Source organism: Bradyrhizobium sp. USDA 3650, from assembly GCF_054057395.1.
Genome location: NZ_JBSRZG010000001.1, coordinates 3671962 through 3696449, shown reverse-complemented (window position 1 = coordinate 3696449; position 24488 = coordinate 3671962). Strand labels below are relative to the sequence as shown.

Annotated in this window: 11 protein-coding genes; 8 read left to right on the top strand and 3 right to left on the bottom strand. The window is 63.2% G+C overall.

What is annotated here, in order from left to right; genetic code table 11:
* The first annotated feature begins 4 nt into the window (after positions 1-4).
* The 5 genes from ACVIN2_RS17120 to ACVIN2_RS17100 all read left to right on the top strand — a co-directional run bounded on the left by ACVIN2_RS17120 (position 5) and on the right by ACVIN2_RS17100 (position 5950).
* Positions 5-1156 (top strand): branched-chain amino acid ABC transporter permease, encoded by a 1152-nt coding sequence (locus ACVIN2_RS17120; protein WP_456766433.1) that lies wholly within the window; start codon positions 5-7, stop codon positions 1154-1156.
* Positions 1153-1911, top strand: a complete 759-nt coding sequence (locus ACVIN2_RS17115) for an ABC transporter ATP-binding protein (protein ID WP_456766432.1) — start codon at positions 1153-1155, stop codon at positions 1909-1911. Before ACVIN2_RS17120 ends, ACVIN2_RS17115 begins: the two co-directional genes overlap by 4 nt.
* Positions 1912-1915: 4 nt before the next feature.
* Entirely contained in the window at positions 1916-2704 is a 789-nt protein-coding gene (locus ACVIN2_RS17110; RefSeq protein WP_204513223.1) for an ABC transporter ATP-binding protein, read from the top strand.
* A gap of 128 nt (positions 2705-2832) precedes the next feature.
* A complete protein-coding gene (locus ACVIN2_RS17105) occupies positions 2833-4671 on the top strand; it encodes an AMP-dependent synthetase/ligase (RefSeq protein WP_456766431.1) in 1839 nt (612 codons plus the stop codon).
* A 79-nt stretch (positions 4672-4750) separates the two neighbouring features.
* Entirely contained in the window at positions 4751-5950 is a 1200-nt protein-coding gene (locus ACVIN2_RS17100) for an ABC transporter substrate-binding protein (protein WP_456766430.1), read from the top strand.
* Positions 5951-6133: 183 nt separating this feature from the next.
* Here the strand turns inward: ACVIN2_RS17100 and ACVIN2_RS17095 are convergent, their stop codons facing one another.
* On the bottom strand, positions 6134-7258 hold the full coding sequence (locus ACVIN2_RS17095) for a lysozyme inhibitor LprI family protein (protein ID WP_456766429.1): 1125 nt from the start codon (positions 7256-7258) through the stop codon (positions 6134-6136).
* Between the two features lie 214 nt (positions 7259-7472).
* Positions 7473-8204: a transglutaminase-like cysteine peptidase gene (locus tag ACVIN2_RS17090; RefSeq protein WP_456766428.1), complete on the bottom strand. Its 732-nt coding sequence runs from the start codon at positions 8202-8204 to the stop codon at positions 7473-7475.
* A gap of 666 nt (positions 8205-8870) precedes the next feature.
* On the opposite strand from ACVIN2_RS17090, the gene ACVIN2_RS17085 reads away from it, so the two are divergent.
* The 3 genes from ACVIN2_RS17085 to ACVIN2_RS17075 all read left to right on the top strand — a co-directional run bounded on the left by ACVIN2_RS17085 (position 8871) and on the right by ACVIN2_RS17075 (position 22576).
* Entirely contained in the window at positions 8871-18206 is a 9336-nt protein-coding gene (locus ACVIN2_RS17085; RefSeq protein WP_456766427.1) for a VCBS domain-containing protein, read from the top strand.
* Positions 18169-20199: an Ig-like domain-containing protein gene (locus ACVIN2_RS17080; RefSeq protein ID WP_456769741.1), complete on the top strand. Its 2031-nt coding sequence runs from the start codon at positions 18169-18171 to the stop codon at positions 20197-20199. Before ACVIN2_RS17085 ends, ACVIN2_RS17080 begins: the two co-directional genes overlap by 38 nt.
* A 145-nt stretch (positions 20200-20344) precedes the next feature.
* The gene (locus tag ACVIN2_RS17075; RefSeq protein WP_456766426.1) at positions 20345-22576 is read left to right on the top strand and encodes a CHASE2 domain-containing protein; all 2232 of its coding nucleotides are present in this window, start codon (positions 20345-20347) and stop codon (positions 22574-22576) included.
* A gap of 200 nt (positions 22577-22776) precedes the next feature.
* Here ACVIN2_RS17075 and ACVIN2_RS17070 read toward each other — a convergent pair whose 3' ends face one another.
* Positions 22777-24372, bottom strand: coding sequence for an ABC transporter substrate-binding protein (locus ACVIN2_RS17070; protein WP_456766425.1), 1596 nt, complete (start codon positions 24370-24372; stop codon positions 22777-22779).
* Positions 24373-24488 lie beyond the last annotated feature (116 nt).

The following is a 24488-nucleotide window of genomic DNA, read 5'->3' as shown; positions in this document are numbered from 1 at the left end:
ACGCATGCGCTTCCTGTTCAAGACCGACTACGAGGACGACATCAGGCTGTTTCCGCATTCGGGCTATTACGTCTCATACGGTCTCCTGCTGGCCGTGCTGCTGATCGCGCCCTATGTGCTCTCCAGCTATCTGATGAGCCAGCTCGTCTTCGTCTGCATCTATGCGACGGTCGGCGTGGCGCTGCTGATTTTGACGGGTTTCACCGGGCAGGCCTCGCTCGGGCATGCGGCATTTCTCGCGATCGGTGCGTATACGGCGGCCTATTTGCAGAAATATGGTGTGCCGTTCCCGGTCTACTTTCTCGCCGCCGGGCTCCTGACCGGGCTGATCGGTGCCTTGGTCGGCTTCCCCGCGCTGCGGCTGCAAGGCATTTATCTCGTCATCGCCACCATCTCCTTCGCCTTCATCGTCGAGGAGATTCTGGCACGTTGGGAGAGCGTCACCAACGGCAACGAGGGCATGCGGATCAAGGCGGTGTCGCTGTTTGGGGTCGCAGTCTCGCGCGACAGCCACACTTTCTATTTCCTTTGCCTCGCCGTGCTGGTGCTGACCATCGTCGGCACGCTCAACCTGTTGCGCTCACCCACCGGGCGCGCCTTCGTCGCGATCCGCGACAGCGAGACGGCGGCGCGCAGCATGGGCGTCAATGTCGCGCTGTACAAGGTGAAGTCCTTTGCGATCTCCGCGGCAATCACCGGCTTCGCCGGCGTGTTGTTCGCGCACAAGCTCTCCTTCATCTCGCCGGAGATGTTCACGCTCCAGCTCTCGATCGAGTTCATCATCGTCATCCTGATTGGTGGTACCTTCAGCCTGCACGGCGCAGTGCTGGGAGCGATCTTCATCGTGATGATCGATCCATTCCTGACCTACCTCAAGGACGACATGCCCGGCATCATCGCCGGCATTGCCGCGACCTTCGGAGCGGGCACGCAAGCGGCCGCCAATGTCCAGTCCAAGATTGCGGCCTTTGCTTCGCTCAACGGTCTGAAAGGTGCGATCTACGGCATCATCATCGTATTGTTCGTGCTGTTCGAGCCGCTCGGGCTTTACGGCCGCTGGCTCAAGATCAAACTCTTCTTCCAGCTGTTCCCACTCTACAAGCGCGCCACCTTCAAACGGCAGAAGATCTACGTGAAGTCGGAGCGCAACCGATGAGCTATTTTCGCGCCGAGAGCTTGTCGCTGCATTTCGGCGGGCTGAAGGCCGTCGATGCGGTGTCGTTCGCGGTCGAAAAGGGCGAGATCCTCTCGATCATCGGGCCGAACGGCGCCGGCAAGAGCTCGATTTTCAACCTGATTTCGCGGATCTACCGGCCGACCTCCGGCCGCATCTTCTTCGAGGATCAGGACATCACGGAGCAGCCGCCCCACGACATCGCAAGGCTCGGCATCGCCCGCACGTTCCAGAACATCGAGCTGTTCGAGAACGCGACGGTGTTGTCGAACCTGCTGGTCGGACGCCACCGGCATTCGACCACGCAGCTTTGGCAGGAACTGTTGTTCCTGCCGGGCGTACGGGCCGACGAGAAGGTGCATCGCCGCAGGGTCGAGCAGGTCATCGAATTCCTCGATCTCGAACCCTACCGCGACAAGCTGATCTCGGGTCTGCCTTACGGCGTGCGCAAGGTGATCGAGCTGGCGCGCGCACTATGCTCGGAGCCGAAGCTGATCCTGCTCGACGAGCCGTCCTCCGGCCTCAACGTGGAGGAGACCGACGACATGTCGTTCTGGATCCGCGACCTCAAGAGCGAGCTCGGCGTCACCGTGCTCATGGTCGAGCACGACATGTCGCTGGTCAACCGCGTCTCCGACCGCGTCATCGCGCTGAACTACGGCCGGGTGCTGGCGATGGGCTCGCCCGCCGAAGTGCAACAGCACCCCGATGTCGTCGCCGCCTATCTGGGAGCCTGACGCGATGGATGCCGTGGTGACACCAGACATCATCCTGAAACTCTCCAACATCGAGAGCTATTACGGGCCGATCATGGCGATCCGCGGCATCTCGCTCGAAGTGCCACGCGGCCGCATCGTCACGCTGCTGGGCGCCAACGGCGCCGGCAAGACCACGGTGCTCAAGACGATCTCGGGCATTCTCGATCCGCAGAAGGGCGCCATCGAGTTCATGGGCAAGTCGATCCAGCGCATGGAGGCGGACAGGATCGTGCGGCTGGGCCTCAGCCACGTGCCGGAGGGACGCGAGGTGTTCCCGTTCCTCTCCGTGCGCGAGAATTTGATGATGGGGGCCTATCCGCGCAAGGATCGTAATGGCGTCGCGGACGATCTGGAGCGCGTCTATGGCTATTTCCCGCGGCTGAAGGAGCGCATCAACCAGCCGGCCGGACAGCTCTCCGGCGGCGAGCAGCAGATGCTCGCAATCGGCCGCGCGCTGATGAACCGGCCGACGCTGTTGCTGCTCGACGAGCCCTCGCTCGGGCTGTCGCCGATCCTGGTGAAGGAGATCTTCGCCATCATCCGTCGGGTCAACGAGGAGCAGGGCATGTCGATCCTGCTGGTCGAGCAGAACGCCAAGGTGGCGCTGGAGACGGCGCATTATGGCTATGTGCTGGAGATCGGCCGGATCGTGATGAACGACAGCTGCGACCGTTTGATGCATTCGAAGGACATCCAGGAATTCTATCTTGGCGCCAAGGAAGCGGGCGCACGAGGCGAGCGGCGCTGGAAAAAGAAGAAGACTTGGCGCTAAGGAATACTTGGGTTGCAGGAAGACTTGGGTTGAAGGAAGACTTGACGTTAGATCGGGAGACCCGTCCGCAACAATAGACCGCCGGCAAGGCAGGCAGCGGAGGGGAACGCGACAAGGAGGAGACGTGCATGGCCCGACCGGCGGTGCTGACGGTCGCTGACACGATCGCGAAGAGCTTTTTGCGCGCCGCGGAAACGCGGGGCGACAGGCCGGCTATACGCGAGAAGAAATTCGGGATCTGGCAGCCGACCAGCTGGCGCGAATGGCTGGAGATCTCGAAGGAGATCGCCTACGCGCTGCACGCCATCGACTTTAGGCCCGGCGACGTTGCTTCCATCATCGCCAACGCCGTGCCGGAATGGGTCCATGTCGACATGGGCATTCTGTGCGCCGGCGGCGTCTCTTCCGGGATCTATCCAACCGATGCCTCATCCCAGGTCGAATATCTCGTCAACGATTCCCGGACGAGAGTGATCTTCGCCGAGGACGAGGAGCAGCTCGACAAGATCCTGGCCTGTCGCGCACGCTGTCCGTCTCTGCGAAAGATCATCGTGTTCGACATGGAGGGCCTCAGCGGCTTCTCCGATGAGACGGTGATGTCCCTCGACGAGTTCCGTGTGCTCGGGCGCAACTATATGGCCGGCCGTGACGCGCTGTGGCAGGAGATGATCGACAGTCGCAGCGCGAGCGATCTCGCGGTCCTCGTCTATACATCCGGCACCACGGGCCCGCCCAAGGGCGCCATGCACGCCAACCGCAGCGTCACGCACCAGATGCGGCACGCGAACGATTTCATTCCGGCGCGCGAGAACGAGGACCGGCTGATCTTCCTGCCGCTCTGCCACGTCGCCGAACGGATCGGCGGCTATTACATCTCGGTCGCGCTCGGCTCGGTGATGAATTTTGCCGAGAGTCCGGAGACTGTGCCGGACAATCTGCGCGAGGTGCAGCCGACCATCTTCCTCGCGGTGCCGCGCATCTGGGAGAAATTCTATTCCGCCATCACCATTGCGCTGAAGGATGCGACGCCGTTGCAGCAATGGGTCTACCGCCGCGCCATCGATATCGGCTATCGCATGGTCGATTGCAGGATCGAAGGGAAGCCGCCGCCGCTGTCGTTGCGCATCGCCAACGGCATCGCTTACCGGCTCGCATTCCGCAACATCCGGCGCATGATCGGGCTCGACCGTTGCCGCGTCGCCTTCACCGGCGCGGCGCCGATCGCACCGGAGCTGATCCGCTGGTATCTCGCGCTCGGCATCGATATCCACGAACTCTACGGCCAGACCGAGAATTGCGGGGTCGCCACCATGATGCCGGCGGAGCGGATCAAGCTCGGCTCGGTCGGCAAGGCGGTGTCGTGGGGTGAAGTGGCGCTGTCGCCCGACGGGGAGATCCTGATCAGGGGCGACTTCCTGTTCATGGGCTATCTGAACCAGCCGGAGAGGACAGCTGAGACCATCGACCATCGCGGCTGGCTGCATACCGGCGACGTCGGCACCATCGACAATGAGGGCTTCGTCCGCATCACCGACCGGATGAAGGACATCATCATCACCTCGGGCGGCAAGAACATCACGCCGTCCGAGATCGAGAATCAGCTGAAATTCTCGCCCTACATCTCGGATTCCGTGGTGATCGGCGACAAGCGGCCATACCTCACCTGCCTCGTGATGATCGACCAGGAGAATGTCGAGAAGTTCGCGCAGGACCACGACATCCCCTTCACCAATTATGCCAGCCTGTGCCGCGCGGCGGAGATCCAGGACCTGATCTGGCGCGAGATCGAAGCGGTCAATGCCAATTTCGCCCGCGTCGAGACCATCAAGAGATTCTATCTGATCGAACGGCAACTCACTCCGGAGGACGAGGAGCTGACGCCGACCATGAAGCTGAAGCGCGGCTTCGTGAACAAGCGCTATGCCGCCGAGATCGACGCAATGTATCCGACGCGGGCGGTGGCTTGAACAATCCTGTTTGCATAACAGCGAAGGAGTGATGGCCCCACCCTTCGCATCATAAGGGCCCCAAGGAGAGGAGACGTCAATGTCGAGATCGTTGAGAACGTTCGGCTTTGCGGCAGGCGCGGTGGTGCTCACCTGTCTGCCCGCCGTCGCGCAGACCAAGGTCACCAATGAAGGCATCTCGGCCTCCGAGATCGTCATCGGCACCCATCAGGATCTGTCGGGGCCGATCAAGGTCTGGGGCGTGCCGGTCTCGAACGGCATGAAGATGGCGGTCGAGGAAATCAACGCGGCCGGCGGCATCAATGGCCGCAAGATCAGGATGATCCTCGAGGATAACGGCTACGATCCGAAGAAGGGCGTGTTGGCGTCCCAGAAGATGGTCGAGCGCGACAAGATATTTGCAATGATCGGCTCGATGGGATCGGCGCCGACGCTCGCCGCGCAGGACATCCTGTTTGATGCCGGCGTGCTCCAGCTCTTCCCGCTGACCGCCGCCGAGTTCACCTTCAAATTCGACCCGGCCAAGCCGCAGGAGCGGCTGAAGTTCAACAACCTCTTGCCCTATGTCGAGAGCACACGCGCCGCGCTGAAATACATGGTGGAGTGGAAGAACTTCCAGAAGCCCTGCATCATGCATCAGGATGACGAGTATGGAAAGAACGTGCTCGACGGCTTCACCCAGCAATTGACGGCCATGAAGCTGCAGCCGGCGTCGGTGACGAGCTACAAGCGCGGCGCCTCCGATTTCAGCGCGCAGATCGCCAAGATGAAGTCCGACGGCTGCGATCTCGTCGTGCTCGGCACCGTGATCCGCGAGACCATCGGCGCGATGACGGAGGCGAAGAAGCTCGGCTGGGACGTTACTTTCCTGGGGGCGACGCCGACCAACGTGCTGGAAGTGCCGGCGCTCGGCAAGGACGCCGTCGAGGGCCTCTATGCGGCGAGCGGCTTCGAGATCCCCTACGAGGACACCGCCAAGGGCAAGGTCCACGACTGGCTCATCAACTACAAGAAGATGTTCAACACCGATGCCAACACCCAGGCGATCATCGGCTACAATGCGGTGACGACGTTTGCGTTCTACGCAAACAAGGCGGGCAAGGATCTGACCGGCCAGAAGATGCTGGACGCGCTGGAATCGGGCGACAAGTTCCTCGACATCTTCAACTCGCCGCCGACCAAATTCTCCAAGACCGACCACCTCGCCAACACCGTCACCCAGGTGCAGCAGGTCAAGGGCGGCCGCTGGGTTCTGGTGAAGGACAATCTGATGTTTTGATTTGTTCGCCTCTCCCCGCATGCGGGGAGAGGCCGGAGTTTGCGCAGCAAATCCCGGGTGAGGGGGCTCTCCGCGAGTCGAACTGTCGCCGGATTCGCTTAAGCAGCCCCTCACCCCAACCCTCTCAGCGCGAGCGAAGCTCGTCGCGACCCGTAAGAACGGGGCGAGGGAGAGCACACAGCCCTACGATCCCCCGCCCGCGGTGCCTGAATTCACCGGGGCCAACTCGTCTTCCCGGCAGCGCCAGCCGTCGGCGGCTTTCACAAACGCAAAAGTGCGCTGGATCCTGAGGCGGCGTGTGACGTTGAAGGCGTCTGCGGAGCGCTCCTTGTTGCCGACGCCAGGCTGCGGACGACCCGTTCTGGCGTCCCAGCAGGTGCCCGTGCACGTCGTGGCGATCTTGCTGCAGGTGGCGAAGGGCGCCAGCACGGCCATCTCGATCTCGCCCGTGACCTGCGCCTCCTGCTCGCCCACCTGGCTGTCGAGTGCGTAGACGCGGTTGATGCGGAGGAAGTTGCCGCAGGAATTGGCCGCGTGGATTCGCGCGGCGCAGAAGTCGACGGCATCGGTGTCGGGCGCCCGGGCTGCGACCTGCCGGCCGAACACCTTCTTCGGATCGCCTTTCGCCGCGCCAATCTCGTCGGCCTTGTGCTTCAGATAGCCGGCGAGACAGTCCTCCGCGGACTCGAGCTCCCCGAGCGGCACATTCTCCTTGCCGACCAGATTGCATTTGCGATCGCGCTCCCGCGTCCACCGGCCATATTCGGCGAAGGCAAAGCGGGCCGCGGTCGGATCGAGCTTGCCGATCAGGCCGAGAACCTGGCTGTTCAACTCGGTCTCGGCAAGCGCCAGCGACGGGTCTGCGCAGATCAGCGCGCCCGCGGCGGTGTTGGCTGCGAGACAGTCGAAATCCGGATCGCGCACGATCGCGGCGCGCTCATCGGTCACCTTGAGAAGACATGCCTTCACCCGGTCAAAATCGTCGGTGCGGATCGCGGTCTGGCCGACGATGCCGCAGCCGAGATTGCGCTGGCGAATCCAGATCGCGTTCTCCTCGATCCCGGGCAGGCGATCGGGCAGGCGGGCAAGCCGCGCTTCGATTCCCGTGCTCAGCTTCTCGGCGGCGGCGGCAAGCTCGGCATCACCGCAGAACAATTGATTGCCGGGATCGCGGATCTGCTGGCAGTTGTTCCTGGCGAACAGCGGCAGCCTGTCGGCGACGGAGCGGACAGTCGGGCTGGATTGCGCGAAGCCTGGAGCCGCCGGCAAGGCCAGCAGCGCAAGCAAAGTCAGCACGATGAACCGCATTCCAGTCGCCCCCGCATAGCCGCGGCCATGCTAGCGTCCGGGATCGCACTGTGGAATGGGTTTGTGGGTAAGCGCGCATTGTGCTGGTAGCCCGGTGGAGCGCAGCGCAATCCGGGATTCGTGCGACAGGCGGCAGCGGCCCCGGATTTCGCGGAGCCCGTCATCGGGCGGCGCTGTGCGCCGACCCGGTGGCTCCATCCGGGCTACAAGAAAATCAACGCGCCTCGGCGGCGACCATCGAGAACCGCGCGGGTTCGTCGACATATTTCAGCACGGCCGACCGGTAGAGGACGAACAACGGCTGGTAGCTCCGCGCAGCGTCGTCCTCGACCATTGCCATGCGGCGGTTGTCGAGCATCAGCCAGTGACCGTCGAGCCGTGCAGCGGCAACCGCATGCTCTTCGCCGGCGCGGATGTCGCGCACGACGACGATGCGGAGATCTTCGGCGGCGACGCCCGCGAGCTTAAGGGCGGCGAGCTTGGCAATGGCATAGTCCTCGCAATCCCCGGCGCCACGCGCGAAAGTCGCGAGCGGCGAGCTCCAGACGTCCTCAGAACCGTCATCGGCGGCACGGATGGCGAGGTTGATGGCGCGATTGGTTTCGCCCAGCAGAGCGCGGCCGTCACGGCTGCGGGCCTGGTCGACGATGGCGAGCAGTTTCAGCGCAGCAGGCGAAGCGCAATTGTCCCGGTCGCCGTCGCACAGCGCGAGCTGCACCATGTCATCGTCGAGCCTGGACCTCAACGCGAGCCATTTCTGTTGCAGGCTGCCGGCGGAGATAGCGAAGGCGAACACGCCGAACGGCTCGGCGGATTTGCGCACGAGGACGCCGGCCCCCGGCGACAGTAGCGTTCCAGCGCGAAGCTCGGCGGCCGATCCGAGCAGGATCAATCCGCACAGCACAACGATTGCACGCCAAGCGCGCGAGCGAGCAGCGGTCTCCATCTGACATCCCCTTCCGGCTTCGCCAGGTCCCCCTCGACCTGCACGTGCCGGGCTTTGTTGCTTTCGGGGAGATAGTGCGAGGCGGCCGGTTTTGTTCTGCTTAACGCGCCCGGCTGGGGTCCCAAAACCGGGCAACAGGCTGAAACGGGCCTGCTCAAATTGCGTAAAATTTTACGATTCGCCAGTTAGGAGGGCGGCAGTTGCCGCGAAGAAGGACCAATTGCAGGCACAAGTTGTCGTGGAACTGATTCTGCGCCTTATGGCTAACGGCTCGCTATTTCACGGCTTCTGTTAGTTGGATCACAGATTTGGCCCCGTATTTGCCGCAGGGTGGTGCGGGGATCCACGAACAAAAGACGACATAAGTATCTATTGTAGGATTTCTACAATAGAATACATGGGGTTACTGGAAATGAGCGAAAATAAGCGCTACTTTACTTATGAGTATTTCAAAAATTACTTTGGCTTCTCTGCGGACGCCCAGCCGCCTGAGAGCATCGACCGCTTGGTGATGCCAAATCACACAAGCAATAGGTGGTTTCGCTAAGGACTTGGTAATGATATGCAAGTTTAGGCGAGCGATACTTACTTAGATTTTAACTCCCTTTTTTGGTGCCCGGATTGAATTACGCTGGCAAATTTGACGCCGCGATTTCCTTGGACGGCTTGGGTTCCCGATCGCCCGCCGATGGCCATGTCGATTCCTTTACCGCCAAGGCGCACGGTCACGTGCCTGATGGCGCGTTCGTCGTTCCCGACCCGAATCTGATCTTCAACGGCGATTTCAAGCGCGCCGGTCTCGACCTCGTGCTGTCCCATGATGGGCACGATTTCGTCGTTCACGATTATTTCAGGGGCGACAAGCGCGCGGCGATCGCCTCGCCCGACGGCGCGCACCTCACCGGCGACGTCGTCAACGCACTCACCGGCCATGTGCAATACGCGCAGGCCGCCTCCGGCATTGCCGCCGCCCAGGTCATCGGCCACGTCACCAAGCTCTCCGGCAGCGCGACCGCGGTCCGTAACGGCGTCTCCGTCATCCTGAACAACGGCGACAATGTCGAGAAGGGCGACGTGGTCTCGACCGGCGGCGACTCGACGCTCGGCATCACGTTCATCGACGGCACGGTGTTCGGCCTGTCCTCCAATGCGCGGATGGTGCTGAACGAGATGGTCTACGACCCCAACGGGTCGAACAATTCCTCGCTGCTCAGTCTGGTCGCGGGCACCATCACCTTCGTCGCCGGCGAGACCGCCAAGCACGGCGACATGAAGGTCGACACGCCGGTTGCCACCATGGGTATCCGCGGCACGGCGGTGCTGAGCCAGATCAACTTCGTCGTTCCCGCCGGCGGCGGCGATCCGCAGCCGCAGGCGAGCTTCCAGGTGCTCGTCGAGCCGAACGGCACGACGGGCTCCTACATCCTGTTCGACAAGGTCACGCTGCTGCCGATCGCGACGGTCAACCAGGCCGGCCAGATGATCCAGATCAGCGGCGGCAACGTCTCGATCTCCAATGCCCTGATGTCGCCGGACATCCAGAAGCTGATCACGGACGTGTTCACGCTGAAGTTCACGGACAACAACAGCAACACCAAGCTGACCCAGAACTTCACCGACTCGATCACGCAGACCGGCAACATTGTCTTCATCAAGACGGATACCGGTGCCACCGCGACCGCGACCTTCACGCATCTCACTGAGCCGACATCGCCGGGGTCCGGCCATGATCCGGCGACCAGCACCCGCATTCCCGGCCCGCCCCTTGCGCGCAGTCTTGATCTCAACGGCAATGTGCAGACGGCATTCGCGCTGACCGAGCGCGCGGATACGACCGGCGACACGACGCATTACGATACCATCTCCGGCCTGATCACCTTCGACGACCAGAACCTGGGCGACCGGCCGACTGTGAGCATGAGCGTCGCCGACGCGCCCAACTACGTCTACAAGGACGCCGGGCTGCACGATGTCACCGGATCGCTCACCGCGCTCCAGAAGCAGGATATTGCTGCGACGCTGATCAACATCGACGTGGTCGCCAATGGCGGCAACACCAACCACGGCTCGGCGGTCTGGACCTACACGATTCCCGACCACGTCTTCGACTTTCTCGCGGCGGGTGAGACGCTGACGCTGACCTACAAGGTCCGCGTCAACAATAATTTCTCGGTCAATGCCGAAGCGTCGACCATCGACATCACCATCACGATCACCGGCACCAACGACAAGCCGGTGATCACCACCAGCGTTCCGGTCATCGTCTTCGAAGGCGGCACCAGCGTGCCGGGTGGCCCGCTCACCAGCGAGGTGCCGACTTCGGGCACGCTGACCTTCAATGATGTCGACCTCACCGACACCCACACGGTCGCTGTCAAGCTGACCAGCGCGACCCTGCCTGATGGTACCGTTCCGCCGGGCCCGCTAGCTGCGTTCCAGAGCGCGATGTCGGTCGCGATCGCGGCGGGCGCCGACAGCACCGGGGACGGCACCGGCACCATCAACTGGTCGCTGGCCGACCTGCCGGTCTATCTCGCCGACTTCATCCCCAAGGGTGAGGTGCTGACGCTGGTCTACACCGTGACGCTCAGGGACGCGCAAGGCGCCACCTCGCAGCAGACCATCACCGTCACGATCACCGGCACCGACGCTCCCGCCGTGGTGTGGATCGCAACCGACCATGCCGGCGCGCCCTCCGGCGGCTTCTGGAAGGACGCGGCCAACTGGGAAACCGGCACGGTCCCCACCATCAATGACGACGTCATCGTCATCACGGATCAATTGCACGGGCTGACGCCGTCCTATCCGGTGACGATCGACGCGGCTGCTTATGCCAAGTCGATCACGATGAACGACTACGACACCACGGTCGGCCACACGGCACCGGAAGTCATCAACAAGAGTGCGTTGACGATTGCGGGCGAGGTCAGCCTCAAGGCCGATTCGAAGCTCACCAATTTCACGGCCAGCACGATCTCGGTTGGTGGCAAGGCTGAGTTCCTGGACAGTAGCGTCCTCACCAACGCCGGCTACCTGACGCTCAAGGGCGGCGGCGATTTCGCCAAGAGCACCACGATCACCAATTCCGGCACGATCGAGCTGTTCGGCGGCACGCTGACGACGTTGGCCGGAATTGACAATGCCGGTGGCACGCTGAAGGCCGATGCCGGCACGACGCTGATCGTCGACACCGCCACCATCAGCGGCGGCACGGTCACCATCGCCGGCACGCTGGAACTCGACGGCACCAGCGTCCTCAAGGACGGCACGCTGAACAATTCAGGAGCGGTCAACGTCAAGGGCACGGCGGAGTTCGCCCACGAGGCCGCCTCCAACACCTCCAGCGGCACGATCAAGGTGCTGGCGAATGGCTGGCTGACCATCGACCAGGGCTCCGGCGTCACCAACAATGGCAACGTCACGGTGGACGCCTCCGGCAAGCTGACGGTGAACGGGGCCACGATCAGCGGCACCGGTACGGTTACGGGCAACGGCGAGATCGACCTGACCGGCGCTGCGGTGCTGAGCGGCGGCATCCTGAACAACAATGCGGCCTTCAAGGTCAGCGGCACCGGCAACGCGCTGGACCATGAGACGGTCACGAATGCGACCACTGGCACGATCGAAGTGCTGGCGAACGGCGCGCTGACGATCGACCAGGGCTCCACGGTTGCGAATGCCGGCAACGTCACGGTCGATGCCAACGGCAAGCTGACGGTGAACGGGGCCACGATCAGCGGCACCGGCACGGTCACGGGTAACGGCGAGATTGATCTGACCGGCGCTGCGGTGCTGAGCGGCGGCATCCTGAACAACAACGCGGCCTTCAAGGTCAGCGGCACCGGCAATGCGCTCGACCACGAGACGGTCACGAACGCGAGCACCGGCACGATCGAAGTGCTGGCGAACGGCGCGCTGACGATCGACCAGGGCTCGACGGTTGCGAATGCCGGCAACGTCACGGTGGACGCCACCGGCAAGCTGACGGTGAACGGGGCCACGATCAGCGGCACCGGCACGGTCACCGGCAACGGCGAGATCGATCTGACCGGCGCTGCGGTGCTGAGCGGCGGCATCCTGAACAACAATGCGGCCTTCAAGGTCAGCGGCACCGGCAATGCGCTCGACCACGAGACGGTCACGAATGCGAGCACCGGCACGATCGAAGTGCTGGCGAACGGCGCGCTGACGATCGACCAGGGCTCGACGGTTGCGAATACCGGCAACGTCACGGTGGACGCCACCGGCAAGCTGACGATCAATGGCGCCACAATCGAGGGTGCCGGCACGGTCACCGGCAATGGCGAGATCGACCTGACCGGCGGCGCCGTTCTGAGCGGCGGCATCCTGAACAACAATGCGGCTTTCAAGGTCAGCGGCACCGGCAACGCGCTGGACCACGAGACGGTCACGAATGCGAGCACCGGCACGATCGAAGTGTTGGCGAACGGCGCGCTGACGATCGACCAGGGCTCGACGGTTGCGAATGCCGGCAACGTCACGGTGGACGCCACCGGCAAGCTGACGGTGAACGGGGCTACGATCAGCGGCACCGGTACGGTTACGGGCAGCGGCGAGATCGACCTGACCGGCGCTGCGGTGCTGAGCGGCGGCATCCTGAACAACAATGCGGCCTTCAAGGTCAGCGGCACCGGTAACGCGCTGGACCATGAGACGGTCACGAATGCGAGCATCGGAACGATCGAAGTGCTGGCGAACGGCGCGCTGACGATCGACCAGGGCTCGACGGTTGCCAATACCGGCAATGTCACGATCGATGCCGCTGGCAAGCTGACGATCAACGGCGCCACAATCAACGGTGCCGGCACGGTCACCGGCAACGGCGAGATCGATCTGACCGGCGCTGCGGTGCTGAGCGGCGGCATCCTGAACAACAACGCGGCCTTCAAGGTCAGCGGCACGGGTAACGCGCTCGACCACGAGACGATCACGAATGCGAGCACCGGCACGATCGAAGTGCTGGCGAACGGCGCGCTGACGATCGACCAGGGCTCGACGGTCGCCAACACCGGCAACGTCACGGTCGATGCCACCGGCAAGCTGACGGTGAACGGGGCGACGATCAGCGGGGCCGGCACGGTCACCGGCAATGGCGAGATCGACCTGACCGGCGCTGCGGTGCTGAGCGGCGGCATCCTGGACAACAATGCGGCCTTCAAGGTCAGCGGCACCGGCAATGCGCTGGACCACGAGACGATCACGAATGCGAGCACCGGCACGATCGAAGTGCTGGCCAACGGCGCGCTGACGATCGACCAGGGTTCGACCGTTACCAACACCGGCAACGTCACGGTCGATGCTAACGGCAAGCTGACGGTCAATGGCGCCACAATCAACGGTGCCGGGACTGTCACCGGCAACGGCGAGATCGATCTGACCGGCGCTGCGGTGCTGAGCGGCGGCATCCTGAACAACAATGCGGCCTTCAAGGTCAGCGGCGCCGGCAACGCGCTGGACCACGAGACGATCACGAATGCGAGCACCGGCACGATCGAAGTGTTGGCGAACGGCGCGCTGACGATCGACCAGGGCTCGACGGTTGCGAATGCCGGCAACGTCACGATCGATGCCAACGGCAAGCTGACAGTGAACGGCGCGACGATCAGCGGGGGTACGATCGACGGTCCCGGCACGATCGACGTCACCGGCGCCAGCAAGATCGATGGCGGCGCCACGCTGAGCAGCTCTGCCGTGACGGTTGAGAGCGGCGTCATCCTGACGCTGGATGACGTGACTGTTGCGGGCACCGCAATAGCCAATCATGGCACGGTCAAGGTCGATGCAAGCAGCAAGCTGACATTGAACGGTGCAAGCCTGACCGGCGGCGCGCTCAATGTTTCGGGCACGCTGAATTCGACTGGCACAACTGCGATTACCGACGCCAACATCTCGAACAACTATCTGATCGAGGCCACCCTGGGCGCGTTGACGCTGCTGGCGACGAGCTCCGCAACCTCGATCGCGAATGACGGCATCCTCCGGGCCAATGGCGCCGAGCTCGACATCAACGGCGAAGCCATCGCAAACACCGGCACGTTGGCGGCGATCAATCACGGGACACTGAAGCTGATCGGCATGACGGTGACCGACACCGGCAGCGGTCATGTCTCGGTCGAGTCCGGCTCGACACTCGATCTCCAGGGCGCGACCATCGTTGGTGGTACGGTGACGATTGCCGGTACGCTGGAATCGACCGGCACCAGTGCCATCAACGACGCAGACATCACCAACACCGGCACGATCACGGTGACCAGCGGCACGCTGACGATTGATCCCGCCATCCTCCACACCATCACCAATCACAATCTGATTCAGGCGAACGGTGGTGAACTCGATATTTCCGGTGACCTGATCGTCAACTTCGCCGATATCATGGCGGTCCATGGCGGCACGCTGAAGCTTGCGAGCGTCATCGTCACCAATTCCGGCGGGACGATTACGGTCGACGGCACCTCGAAACTCTATCTGACCGACGTCTCGATCAACGGCGGCAGCCTGAGCAATGCCGGCAATCTCTACGGCGTATCCGGCTCCAACACCGTTTCGGCGATGGTCACGAACACCGGCACCATCGAGGTGCAGGCCGGCACGCTCAACCTCGCCGGCGGCCTCAGCGGTGTCGGCTCGGTCATCATCGATAGCGGCGCGACGCTCGAACTCGCCGGGGCGACGGCGCAGACCATTGCCTTTGCCGGCGGCGCCGATACGCTCCAGCTCGACAAGGTGGCGGGCCAGAGCTTCACTGGCACCATTGCCGGTCAGTCGACGAAAGCCGGCACGTTCACGATCAAGGGCGCGGCCGATATCACGACATCGAGCGGCGATGCGCTCGACTTCACCGCATCGGGCGGCACATCTGCAGCGCCCGCCAACATCGTTCTCACGCCCACCGGTGCGCTGACGGGCGCGGCCAATGGCGTCGCGGTCACCCAGAACGGTACCGGCGATATCTCGTTCACGGCGACCGGCGACATCAAGGGCCTCGCTGGCCACGGCATCTGGCTGCGCGACAGCGCGACCGGCGCTGGCGATATCACTGTCAACAATCTCACCGGCAAGGCGACCGGCACCGGCGCGAATTCGGTCGGCGTTCTTGTCGAGAATTTGAACAGCGCCAGCGCCGGCGGCATCTCGATCACCCAGCTCGGCGGCGCTGTTGGTGGCGCATACGGAATCGACGCGACCACGCAGGGCGACGGCGACATTGCCATTGACGCCGGCGGTACCATCACCGGCAGCTCCGTCTACGGTATCCGTGCGCGCAGCTACGGCAGTGGCAGCGAGACCGTCACGACCGAGGCCGGCAGCGTCGTCACGTCGGGCAGTTCGGCCATCATCGCGGTCAATCGAGCAGATTCGATCGACGCGTCGGACGGCAGCACCATCACCGTCACGACCTACGGCACGATCAATTCCGGCAGCAGCCTAAACCAGAGCGGTAACACGCCGGCGGGCATCCAGGCCGGTTACACCGGTGCCACGACCGGATCGACCGCCAATACCAACGTTAACGGCACCGTCACCATCAGCAATCACGCCAACATCAACGCCGCGGCGGGCTATGGTATCGACGCGTACAATTACGGCAATGGCGACGTCAGGGTGACCAGCTTCGCCGGGACCACGATTTCGGTCTCCGGGACCCAAAGCGTCGGTATCAACGCCTCGGCATTGAGCGGCGGCACTGGCGACGTGACGGTCACGCTTGGCGCAAATGTTACGATCTCGGGTGCGACGAGCTACGGCATCAGGGCTTACAGCATCGATGCGGGCGACGTCAGCGTTACCATGGCGAACGGCGACAGCATCACGTCTGGCAGCACCGGCATCGTGGCGGTCAACTACGCCACTGCGATCGCTGATGGCGTCGGCAGCACGATCTCGGTCGAGGCCCATGGCACGATCCACTCCGGCTCGACCTCGAATAACGACGGCACCACTCCCGGCGGGATCATCGCCGGCTACAAGCCCGGCGGGGCCGGAACGTTCTCGAATGCAGTCAAGGGCGACGTCACCGTCACGAGCGATGCAACGATTATCGCCGATGCGGGCTACGGCATCGAGGCGTTCACCTGGGGTGTCGGCAACCTCACAGTCACGACCGGCGCGACCTCCTCGATTACGGCCGCCGGTACCGCTATCGGCGCCTTCGATCACGGTGGCGGCGACGTCAGCGTCACCAATAATGGCTCCGCCATCGGTGCGGTCGGCGTGTCTGCCATCGCCAACGGCAGCGGCGACGTCACCATCGTCAATCACGGCGGTATCACCAGCACGAGCCTCGCCGGCATCAGTGTGACGCAGAACGAAGTGGGCGCGACAGGCTCGACCCATATCACCAATACCGGATCGATCGTGGCCCCGAGCGCCCATGCGGCGATCTTCATCCAGGAGAACGCGACCGGCACCGCGCAAATCGATAATTCCACCACCGGAACGATCGGACCTGCCGTCGCCTCGACCGTGACCGCCGCGACCTACGCCATCGTCGAGACCGGCGGCGCCATCACAATCAACAATGCCGGCCACATCAACGGCAATATCTCGGTTGCTACCGCGACGTTCAATAACGAGCTGGGCGGCACCTGGACGGTGGCCGGAACGGGCGTCTTCGGCAATGCGTCGTCGATCGTGAACCACGGCGACATCGATCTGCACGGGGCTTCGATTTCCGGGACCGGGCTGAGCATCGCGAATTACGCGACCATCGATAGCTGGGGCACGGCGTCGATCACGGGCACCATCGCCAATACCGGCAGCATCGAGGTCCATGACGGGGCGCTGACGCTGTTCGGCACACTGTCCGGGACCGGCTCGGTCACCGTCGACGCCGGCGCGTTGCTGAAGCTCGAGGGCACGGTGACGGCCACGCAAACGATCACGCTCGACGGCGACGGCGCCCATCTTCAGATCGATGCGTCGACCTTCGGCGGATCGATCGCGGCGTTGTCCGCGCACGATACGATCGATCTGTCGAGCATTGTTTATGACGACGGCACGTCGGCGACCTATAACGCCGCGACCGGCGAGCTCGTCGTGAGCGACGCCCACAATCATACGATTACGCTGAAACTCGCCCCCGGCGTCGACTACAGCAATTATCATTTCGCCGGCAGCGACGACGGCCATGGCGGCACGCTGATCACGATCAGTCCGAATGACGACAAGCCGCTGTTCGATACGGCAACGGCAACGCTGACCGCGACGGTCTCCGAACGCGAGAGCACCACCGGCTCTTCGGCACTCGACCCCACGCCCACTGCCGCGACCGGCTCGATCGATTTCAAGGACGTCGATCTCACCGATCGGCCGACCGCGGAGATCACGAGCCAATCCGTAACCTGGCTCGACACCGACGGCACGACTCCGTTGACGCTGACGGGCCAGGAAGCTGCGCTCGAACACGCCCTGACCCTTCTGCCGCAGACCGGCAAGAACAACGGCACGGCCACCTGGAGCTATTCGATCGCCGACGGCGCGCTGGACTTCCTCGGCGAGAACCAGAGCGCCAAGGTAGTCTCCACCGTCACCCTTGATGACCACCAGGGCAAGACCGATACAACCGACGTCACAATCACGATCACCGGCAAGAACGATGCGCCTGCGATCACGGCGGAAACGAACGACCATTCCGGCGCGGACCTGCTCGAGACGAATACGCAACTGGTGAAGCATGGTACGCTAACGGTTTCGGATGCCGATACTACCGATCACGTGACGGTCGCGGTCGGTCATCTCGATATCTATTTCGACGATGTGCTCCAGACCGGCTATGTCGGCGAGCCCTCGAGCGCGACGCTGCTCAACTATCTGGCCGTGCAGCCCGGGGACATTCTCAATGGCTCCGCCACCCACGCCACGTTTACGTGGGATTTCAACTCAGGCAGCGAGGGCCTTCGACTTCCTTGCCGCCGGCCACACGCTGTCGCTGCAGTACACGATCGTGCCCAACGACGGCCACACGCCGACCGGAGCCGGTAACGGCGTGATCGCCATCAACATCGCCGGCAGCAACGATGCACCGACTCTGGGTGACGCGACGCTGGCCTCGGTCAGTGGAGATAACACTGATCCGGATGGGACCACAGTCAGCGATCTCCTTTCCGGCAATTTCCACGACGCCGATGACGGCGCCAGCTTCCAGGCCGTCGCGGTCAGCGCCGACAACGCCACTTCGGATCAGGGAGTCTGGCAGTACGAAATCGCCGGCTCCGACCAGTGGGTCAATATTGCCGGCGTCAGCGATACGAATGCGCTCGTGCTCAGCACCGATACGCTGGTCCGCTTTGTCCCGGCTAACGGCTTCAGCGGCACGCCCGGCTCGCTCGACGTTCATGCGCTCGACGACACCTACACCGGCGGGATCAGCGCCGGCTCCCCGGTCTCGATCGATGTCACGAGCGCCGGCATCGGCCACGGCGGCACCACGCCGGTGTCGGACCACGCCGCTTCGGTCAGCATCGAAGTGACAGTTCCGCCGGATGTGCTGGTTGCGAACGACGATGCGCTGGACAACGCGACGCCGCCTTCGACCGATGCCGGCTGGGTGCTCGACACCGATAACGGTCACTACTACCGGCTCGTGACCACCGAGCTGAGTTGGGGCGACGCGAAGACGCAGGCTGAATCCGATGGAGCCTATCTGGCGACCATCACCGGCCAGGGCGAGCAGGATATTGTACAGGGGCTCTCCGTGGGTTACCGCGCCTGGATCGGCGGCGGGAGCACCGACGATACCGACGGGGCCGGCGCCCATTTCTCCTGGCTGACCGGTCCCGAGTCGGGCTCGGCATTCGGCTACACGCATTGGCGTCTTGATAGCAACGAGCCGAACGGCGGCTTTGGGTCGAGCACGCAGTACGTCCATATTGAAGGCGTCGACGATGCCGCGAACGGTGGCTGGAATGATGCGCCGGGCGACGCGGGCGGCCGGTACTTCATAGAGGAATGGGGTGGCCAAGGCGGTCAGGTCGCATTCAAGGAGAATGTTGGGACCACGCTGACCACGGCGCAACTGTTGGCGAACGATACCGATTCCGCGGGCAATCCCATCACCGTCACGTCGGTCGGCGATCTCTCCGGTCAAAGCCTCCATGGCGGCACGGTCACGCTCAACGGCAACATCATCACCTATACGCCGGCCACGGACTATTTCGGCGCAGACAGCTTCACCTATACGATCGCTGCCGGCGTCGAGACTTCGACCGCGACGGTGTCCTTCAACGTCCACCACGACGGCGGCCCGGTCATCAACACCGAGAGCTTCCAGGTCTGGCACAACAACGAAGGCAATACCGATACCATCACCGGTCTCTCGGTCGTCGACACCGATTCCGGTGCCGCGACGGACGACTTCAGGATCACGGCCGTAACCGGACACGATCTGGTCAGCAGCGTCGATCCGGGGACGGCTTGCGGCAACCTCGACGATGTCAACTCGGCCCTCGCCGATGGCGTGACCTACATTCCAGGAGCCACCCCGCCCGCGACCGACCAGATCACACTGACGGTGACGGACAAGACCACGGGCCTGTTCGACACCGTCCACTTCATCTTCAACGAGGCTGGCGACACCAGCCACGGCGTCAGCCTGCAAGGCACCGGCGGCAAGGACGTCATCTTCGGCACCGATACGAACGACACGCTGACCGGCGGCGACGCCAAGGATCAGTTCGTGTTCGCGCCGGGCGTGCTGTACGGCGAGAACGGGCAACCCGTCACCGACTTCTCGCACACCATCACGGACTTCACCGAGGGCCTCGACAAGATCGACCTGCGGCAGTTTTCGAGTGTCGGCTCCATCAACAATCTCACCATCATCCAGCAGCAGGACTCCGACGACACGCTGGTCACCTGGCAGCAGCAGCTACATCCCCTGGAGGGCGCGCCGATCACCGAGCACGAGGTGCTGCTGCTCAAGAACGTGATCGCGGCCAGTCTCAAGGGCAGCGATTTCATCTTCCATATCACCTGATCGCGGCCGGGCTTGCCTGCGGCTGCCTCGCGGCATGACCACGGCAAAAAATCCAAAATCCTCCGCATTCAGGAATGGCCAATTGCAGGCCGGCGCGCCATGATCGGCGCGCATGGCGTGATGCAAGGCAGGAAGTCCTACTGAAATGAAACGTCTCAAGATCCTGCGGCGGTGGTTTGCGCGGAAGTTGGGGTTTGCGCGGCTGATGTGCCTTGCGCTGCTGGTCGTGTTTGCCGGCGCTCGCCTCTGGGATCCGCCGCCGATCCAGGAACTGCGGCTGCGCACCTTCGACATGTTTCAGTTGATCGATCCGCGCCACAAGGCGGCGCGGCCGGTTACGATCGTCGACATCGACGACAAGAGCCTCGCCAAGCTCGGCCAATGGCCGTGGCCGCGGACGCGGATCGCCGACCTGATCCAGAACCTCACCAGTCACGGCGCGGTCGCAATCGGCTTCGACGTGGTGTTCTCGGAGGCTGATCGGCTCAATCCGGATCTGGTCGCGAGCCAGATGCGTTACCTCGACGATGCCACCCGCGCCAAGCTGCGCGAGCTGCCGAGCAACGACCAGATCCTCTCCGAAGCGATCAAGCGCTCGCGCGTGATCCTGGGCGAGACCGGGCAGCGGGCGATTTCGTCCGAGGTCGACAAGTCGCTGCCCTTTACCGGCGTCGCGACGGTCGGCGAGGAGGGTGCTGAGCGCTTCCTGTTCGAATTTCCCGGGCTGTTGCGCAACGTGCCCGAGATCGAGAAGGTCGCGGCCGGCCGCGGCCTGTTCTCGATCAAGACCGAGCGCGACGGCCTGATCCGGCGCGTGCCGATGATCATGCGGGCCCAGGGCATGGTCATGCCCTCGCTGAGCCTCGAGATTTTGCGCGTCGTCACGGGCACGCCGACCTTGCTGGTCCGGACCGACAAGACCGGCGTGCGGGCCGTGCGTCTCAAGGGCGTGGAGATTCCAACCGACAGGAACGGTCAGCTCTGGGTGCATTATGCGCGCCAGGATCCCTCGATCTACGTCTCGGCCGCCGACGTGCTCGACAACACCGTGCCGCCGAACAAGATCGCCGGCAAGCTGGTGCTGATCGGCACCTCCGCTGTTGGGCTCAATGACATCAAGACCACGCCGGTGTCCTCGACCATGCCCGGCGTCGAGATCCACGCCCAGGTGCTGGAGAGCGTGCTGAGCGGCGCGGTGATCTCCCAGCCGAACTACGCGCTCGGCGTCGAGCTGCTCGCAGCGCTCGTCATCGGCTTGCTCGTCATCATCTTCACGCCGAACCTCGGACCGGTCCGTCTCGTGCTTGCCGGCGCGACCTTCGCCGCGATCCTGATCGGAGTGTCCTGGTTCTTCTATGCGCAGCACCGCTATCTCATCGACTTCACTTATCCGCTGCTCTCGACCACCGCGATCTATCTGACGCTGATCTTTGCGAGTTTCGTGCGTGAGCAGCGGCAGCGTGTGCAGATTCGCGGCATGTTCGCGCAATACATGTCGCCGGTGCTGGTCGAGCAGCTCGCGCAGTCACCGGAAAAGCTCGTCCTCGGCGGCGAGGAGCGCGAGATGACGATCATGTTCTCCGACGTGCGCGGCTTCACCACCATATCGGAAACCTACAAGCACGATCCGCAGGGCCTGATCGCGCTGATGAACCGTTTCCTGACCCCGCTGACCGACGTGATCATCGATCAGAAGGGCTATATCGACAAATATATGGGCGACGCCATCATGGCGTTCTGGAACGCGCCGCTCGACGATGCCGAGCACGAGGTCAACGCCTGTGAGGCCGCGATCCAGATGCTGGAGAAGATCGACGCGGTGAACAAGGACCGCGAGCAGGAGGCCATTGATGGCGGTCACGTCTACATCCCGCTCAATGTCGGTATCGGACTCAACACCGGCATCGGCGTGGTCGGCAACATGGGCTCCGACCTGAAGAAGAACTATTCGGTGCTCGGCGACAGCGTCAACCTGGCGTCGCGCCTCGAAGGCCAGTCGAAGGAGTACGGCTTTCCCATCATCGTCGGCTCGAGGACCGCGCTCGCGGCCAAGGACAAGTTCGCGATTCTCGAGCTCGACTTCATCATGGTCAAGGGCAAGACCGAGCCGGAAGTGATCTACGCGATCGCCGGCCGCGCGGACGTGATGCATTCGGGCGCCTTCCAACGCCTGCGCAACGTCACCATCGAGATGCTCGGCTGCTACCGCAGCCGCGACTGGCAGGGCGCGCTGGACGCGATCGAACGCGGCCGCAGGAGCGAGGATGCCGACACGCTGGAAAAGCTGTTCAAGCTCTATGAAGTGCGCATCAAGGAATTCCAGGTCAATCCGCCGGCGGAAGGCTGGACCGGGGCCTATGCGCTGCTGACGAAGTAGCGGAGCAGATGCGCGGTTTGAAGCTAACCACACATTCACTGTCGTCCTGGCGAAGGCCAGGACCCATTACCCCAGGGAGAAGTTGTTACGGCGAGCGGCCAACCACCAATCTTCGCCAAACGAAATTCGGTGGCTATGGGTCCTGGCTTTCGCCAGGACGACAGTGGTGTTTGCGGACGCCGAGCGTTGAGCCGCAACCCTCACTCCGCCCCGATCGTCGTGAGGTCCTGGAACCAGTGCTGCGCCTGCACGAACTGCTTGACCTTGGACGACAGCGCATGCGGGTTGGTGTCGTGCACCACCCACACCAGCGTGGCGTCGTCGACGATCAGCGCGTGCGCCTGCGCCAGCAGCTCGTCCTGCTTGGTGCTGTCGAAGGTCTGCTTGGCCTCGTCGATCAGCGCGTCAACCTTCGGATTCTTGTAGCCACCCCAGTTGACGCCGACCGGCGCGATCTGGCTCGAATGGAAGAAGCGGACGATGGCGTAGAGCGGGTCGGAAGTGACGTAGGCGATGTTGTTGGCGGTGATGCCGGCGTTCATCTCGTCGGCCGCGCCCTTGCGCCAGTGCGTGTATAACGTCTCGAGCTCGACGACCTTGAAATCGATGTCGATGCCGATCTCCTTGAAGCTCTGCTGCAAGAATTCGTTCATCGGCAGCGACAGCATCTGGCCGGTGCCGCCCTGCGCGATGATGAAGGTCGCCTTCAGCGGCTTCGCCTTGGAGTAGCCGGCTTCCTCGACCAGCTTCTTCGCCGCGGCGACATCGTATTTCAGCTCGAAGCTCGGCTTGCCGAACCAGGGACTCGACGGATCGACCTGTCCCTTGGCGGGTTTCGCAAGGCCATTCATCAGGCCCACCACGGCCTCACGATCGATCGCGAGGTTCAGCGCCTTGCGCAGGCGGATGTCGGTCCAGGGCGAACCCGGCAGCACGCTCAGATGATAATTCCAGACATGCGGCGTGACGTTGTCGACGAGCTTCATGCCGGCGGCCTTGAGCTGCGGCACGGCATCCGGCGCCGGCGTCTCGATCAGATCGACCTGTCCGGCGAGCAGCGCATTGGTGCGCGTCAGCGCTTCCGGCATCGGCACCAGCACGAGCTTGTCCACCTTGGGAATGCGTTTCTTGTTCCAGTAATCCGGATTCTTGGTCAGCTCGGCGAGCTCGCGCGGCACCAGTTTGGTCAATTTGAACGGGCCGGTCCCCGAAGGCTGGCTCGCGAACTTGTCCCAATCCTTGCCGAGCTTTTCGTATTGCGTCGGGCTCGAGACCAGGAACCACAGCATCTGATAGGGAAAGAAGGAATCGACCGTCTTGGTGGTGATCTCCACCGTGGAGTCGTCGATCTTGGCGTAGCTCGCGACCGAAGGCAGGCGGGTTTTGACCTGCGCACTCTGGCGCTTGTCGAATTGTGGCGCCTTGTCGTTGAGCACCTTGTCCAGATTCCAGATCACGGCATCGGCGTTGAACTCGCTGCCGTCGTGAAACCTCACGCCCTTGCGCAAGGTGAAGCGCCATTTGGTCTTGTTCTCGTCATCGACTTTCCACTCGGTGGCCAGTCCCGGCACCAGCTTTCCCGGGCGGTCGGCGACGTCCATCTCCCACGCCACGAGCGGATCGTAGATGGTGTAGGCCGTGAACTGATAGGCGCCGGCGCCTCGATCGGGCTGGCCGGTCGTCAGCGGGATGTCCGCCATCGAGATGCCGTAGCGCAGCACCGTCTCGGCGCCCGCGGGAATCGCGGACAACGCCAGTGCAAGCACGGCGAAACAGGTCGATAGTCGGATACGCATGGGCCAAAGCTCCAGGGAAGGCTTCAAGGACAATCGGAGCCAAACCTGCAATCTTGATGCCAGAATAGGCAGCGAGGTGCTTTCACCGAGGCGTCATCACAAGGACTTGTCGTCGC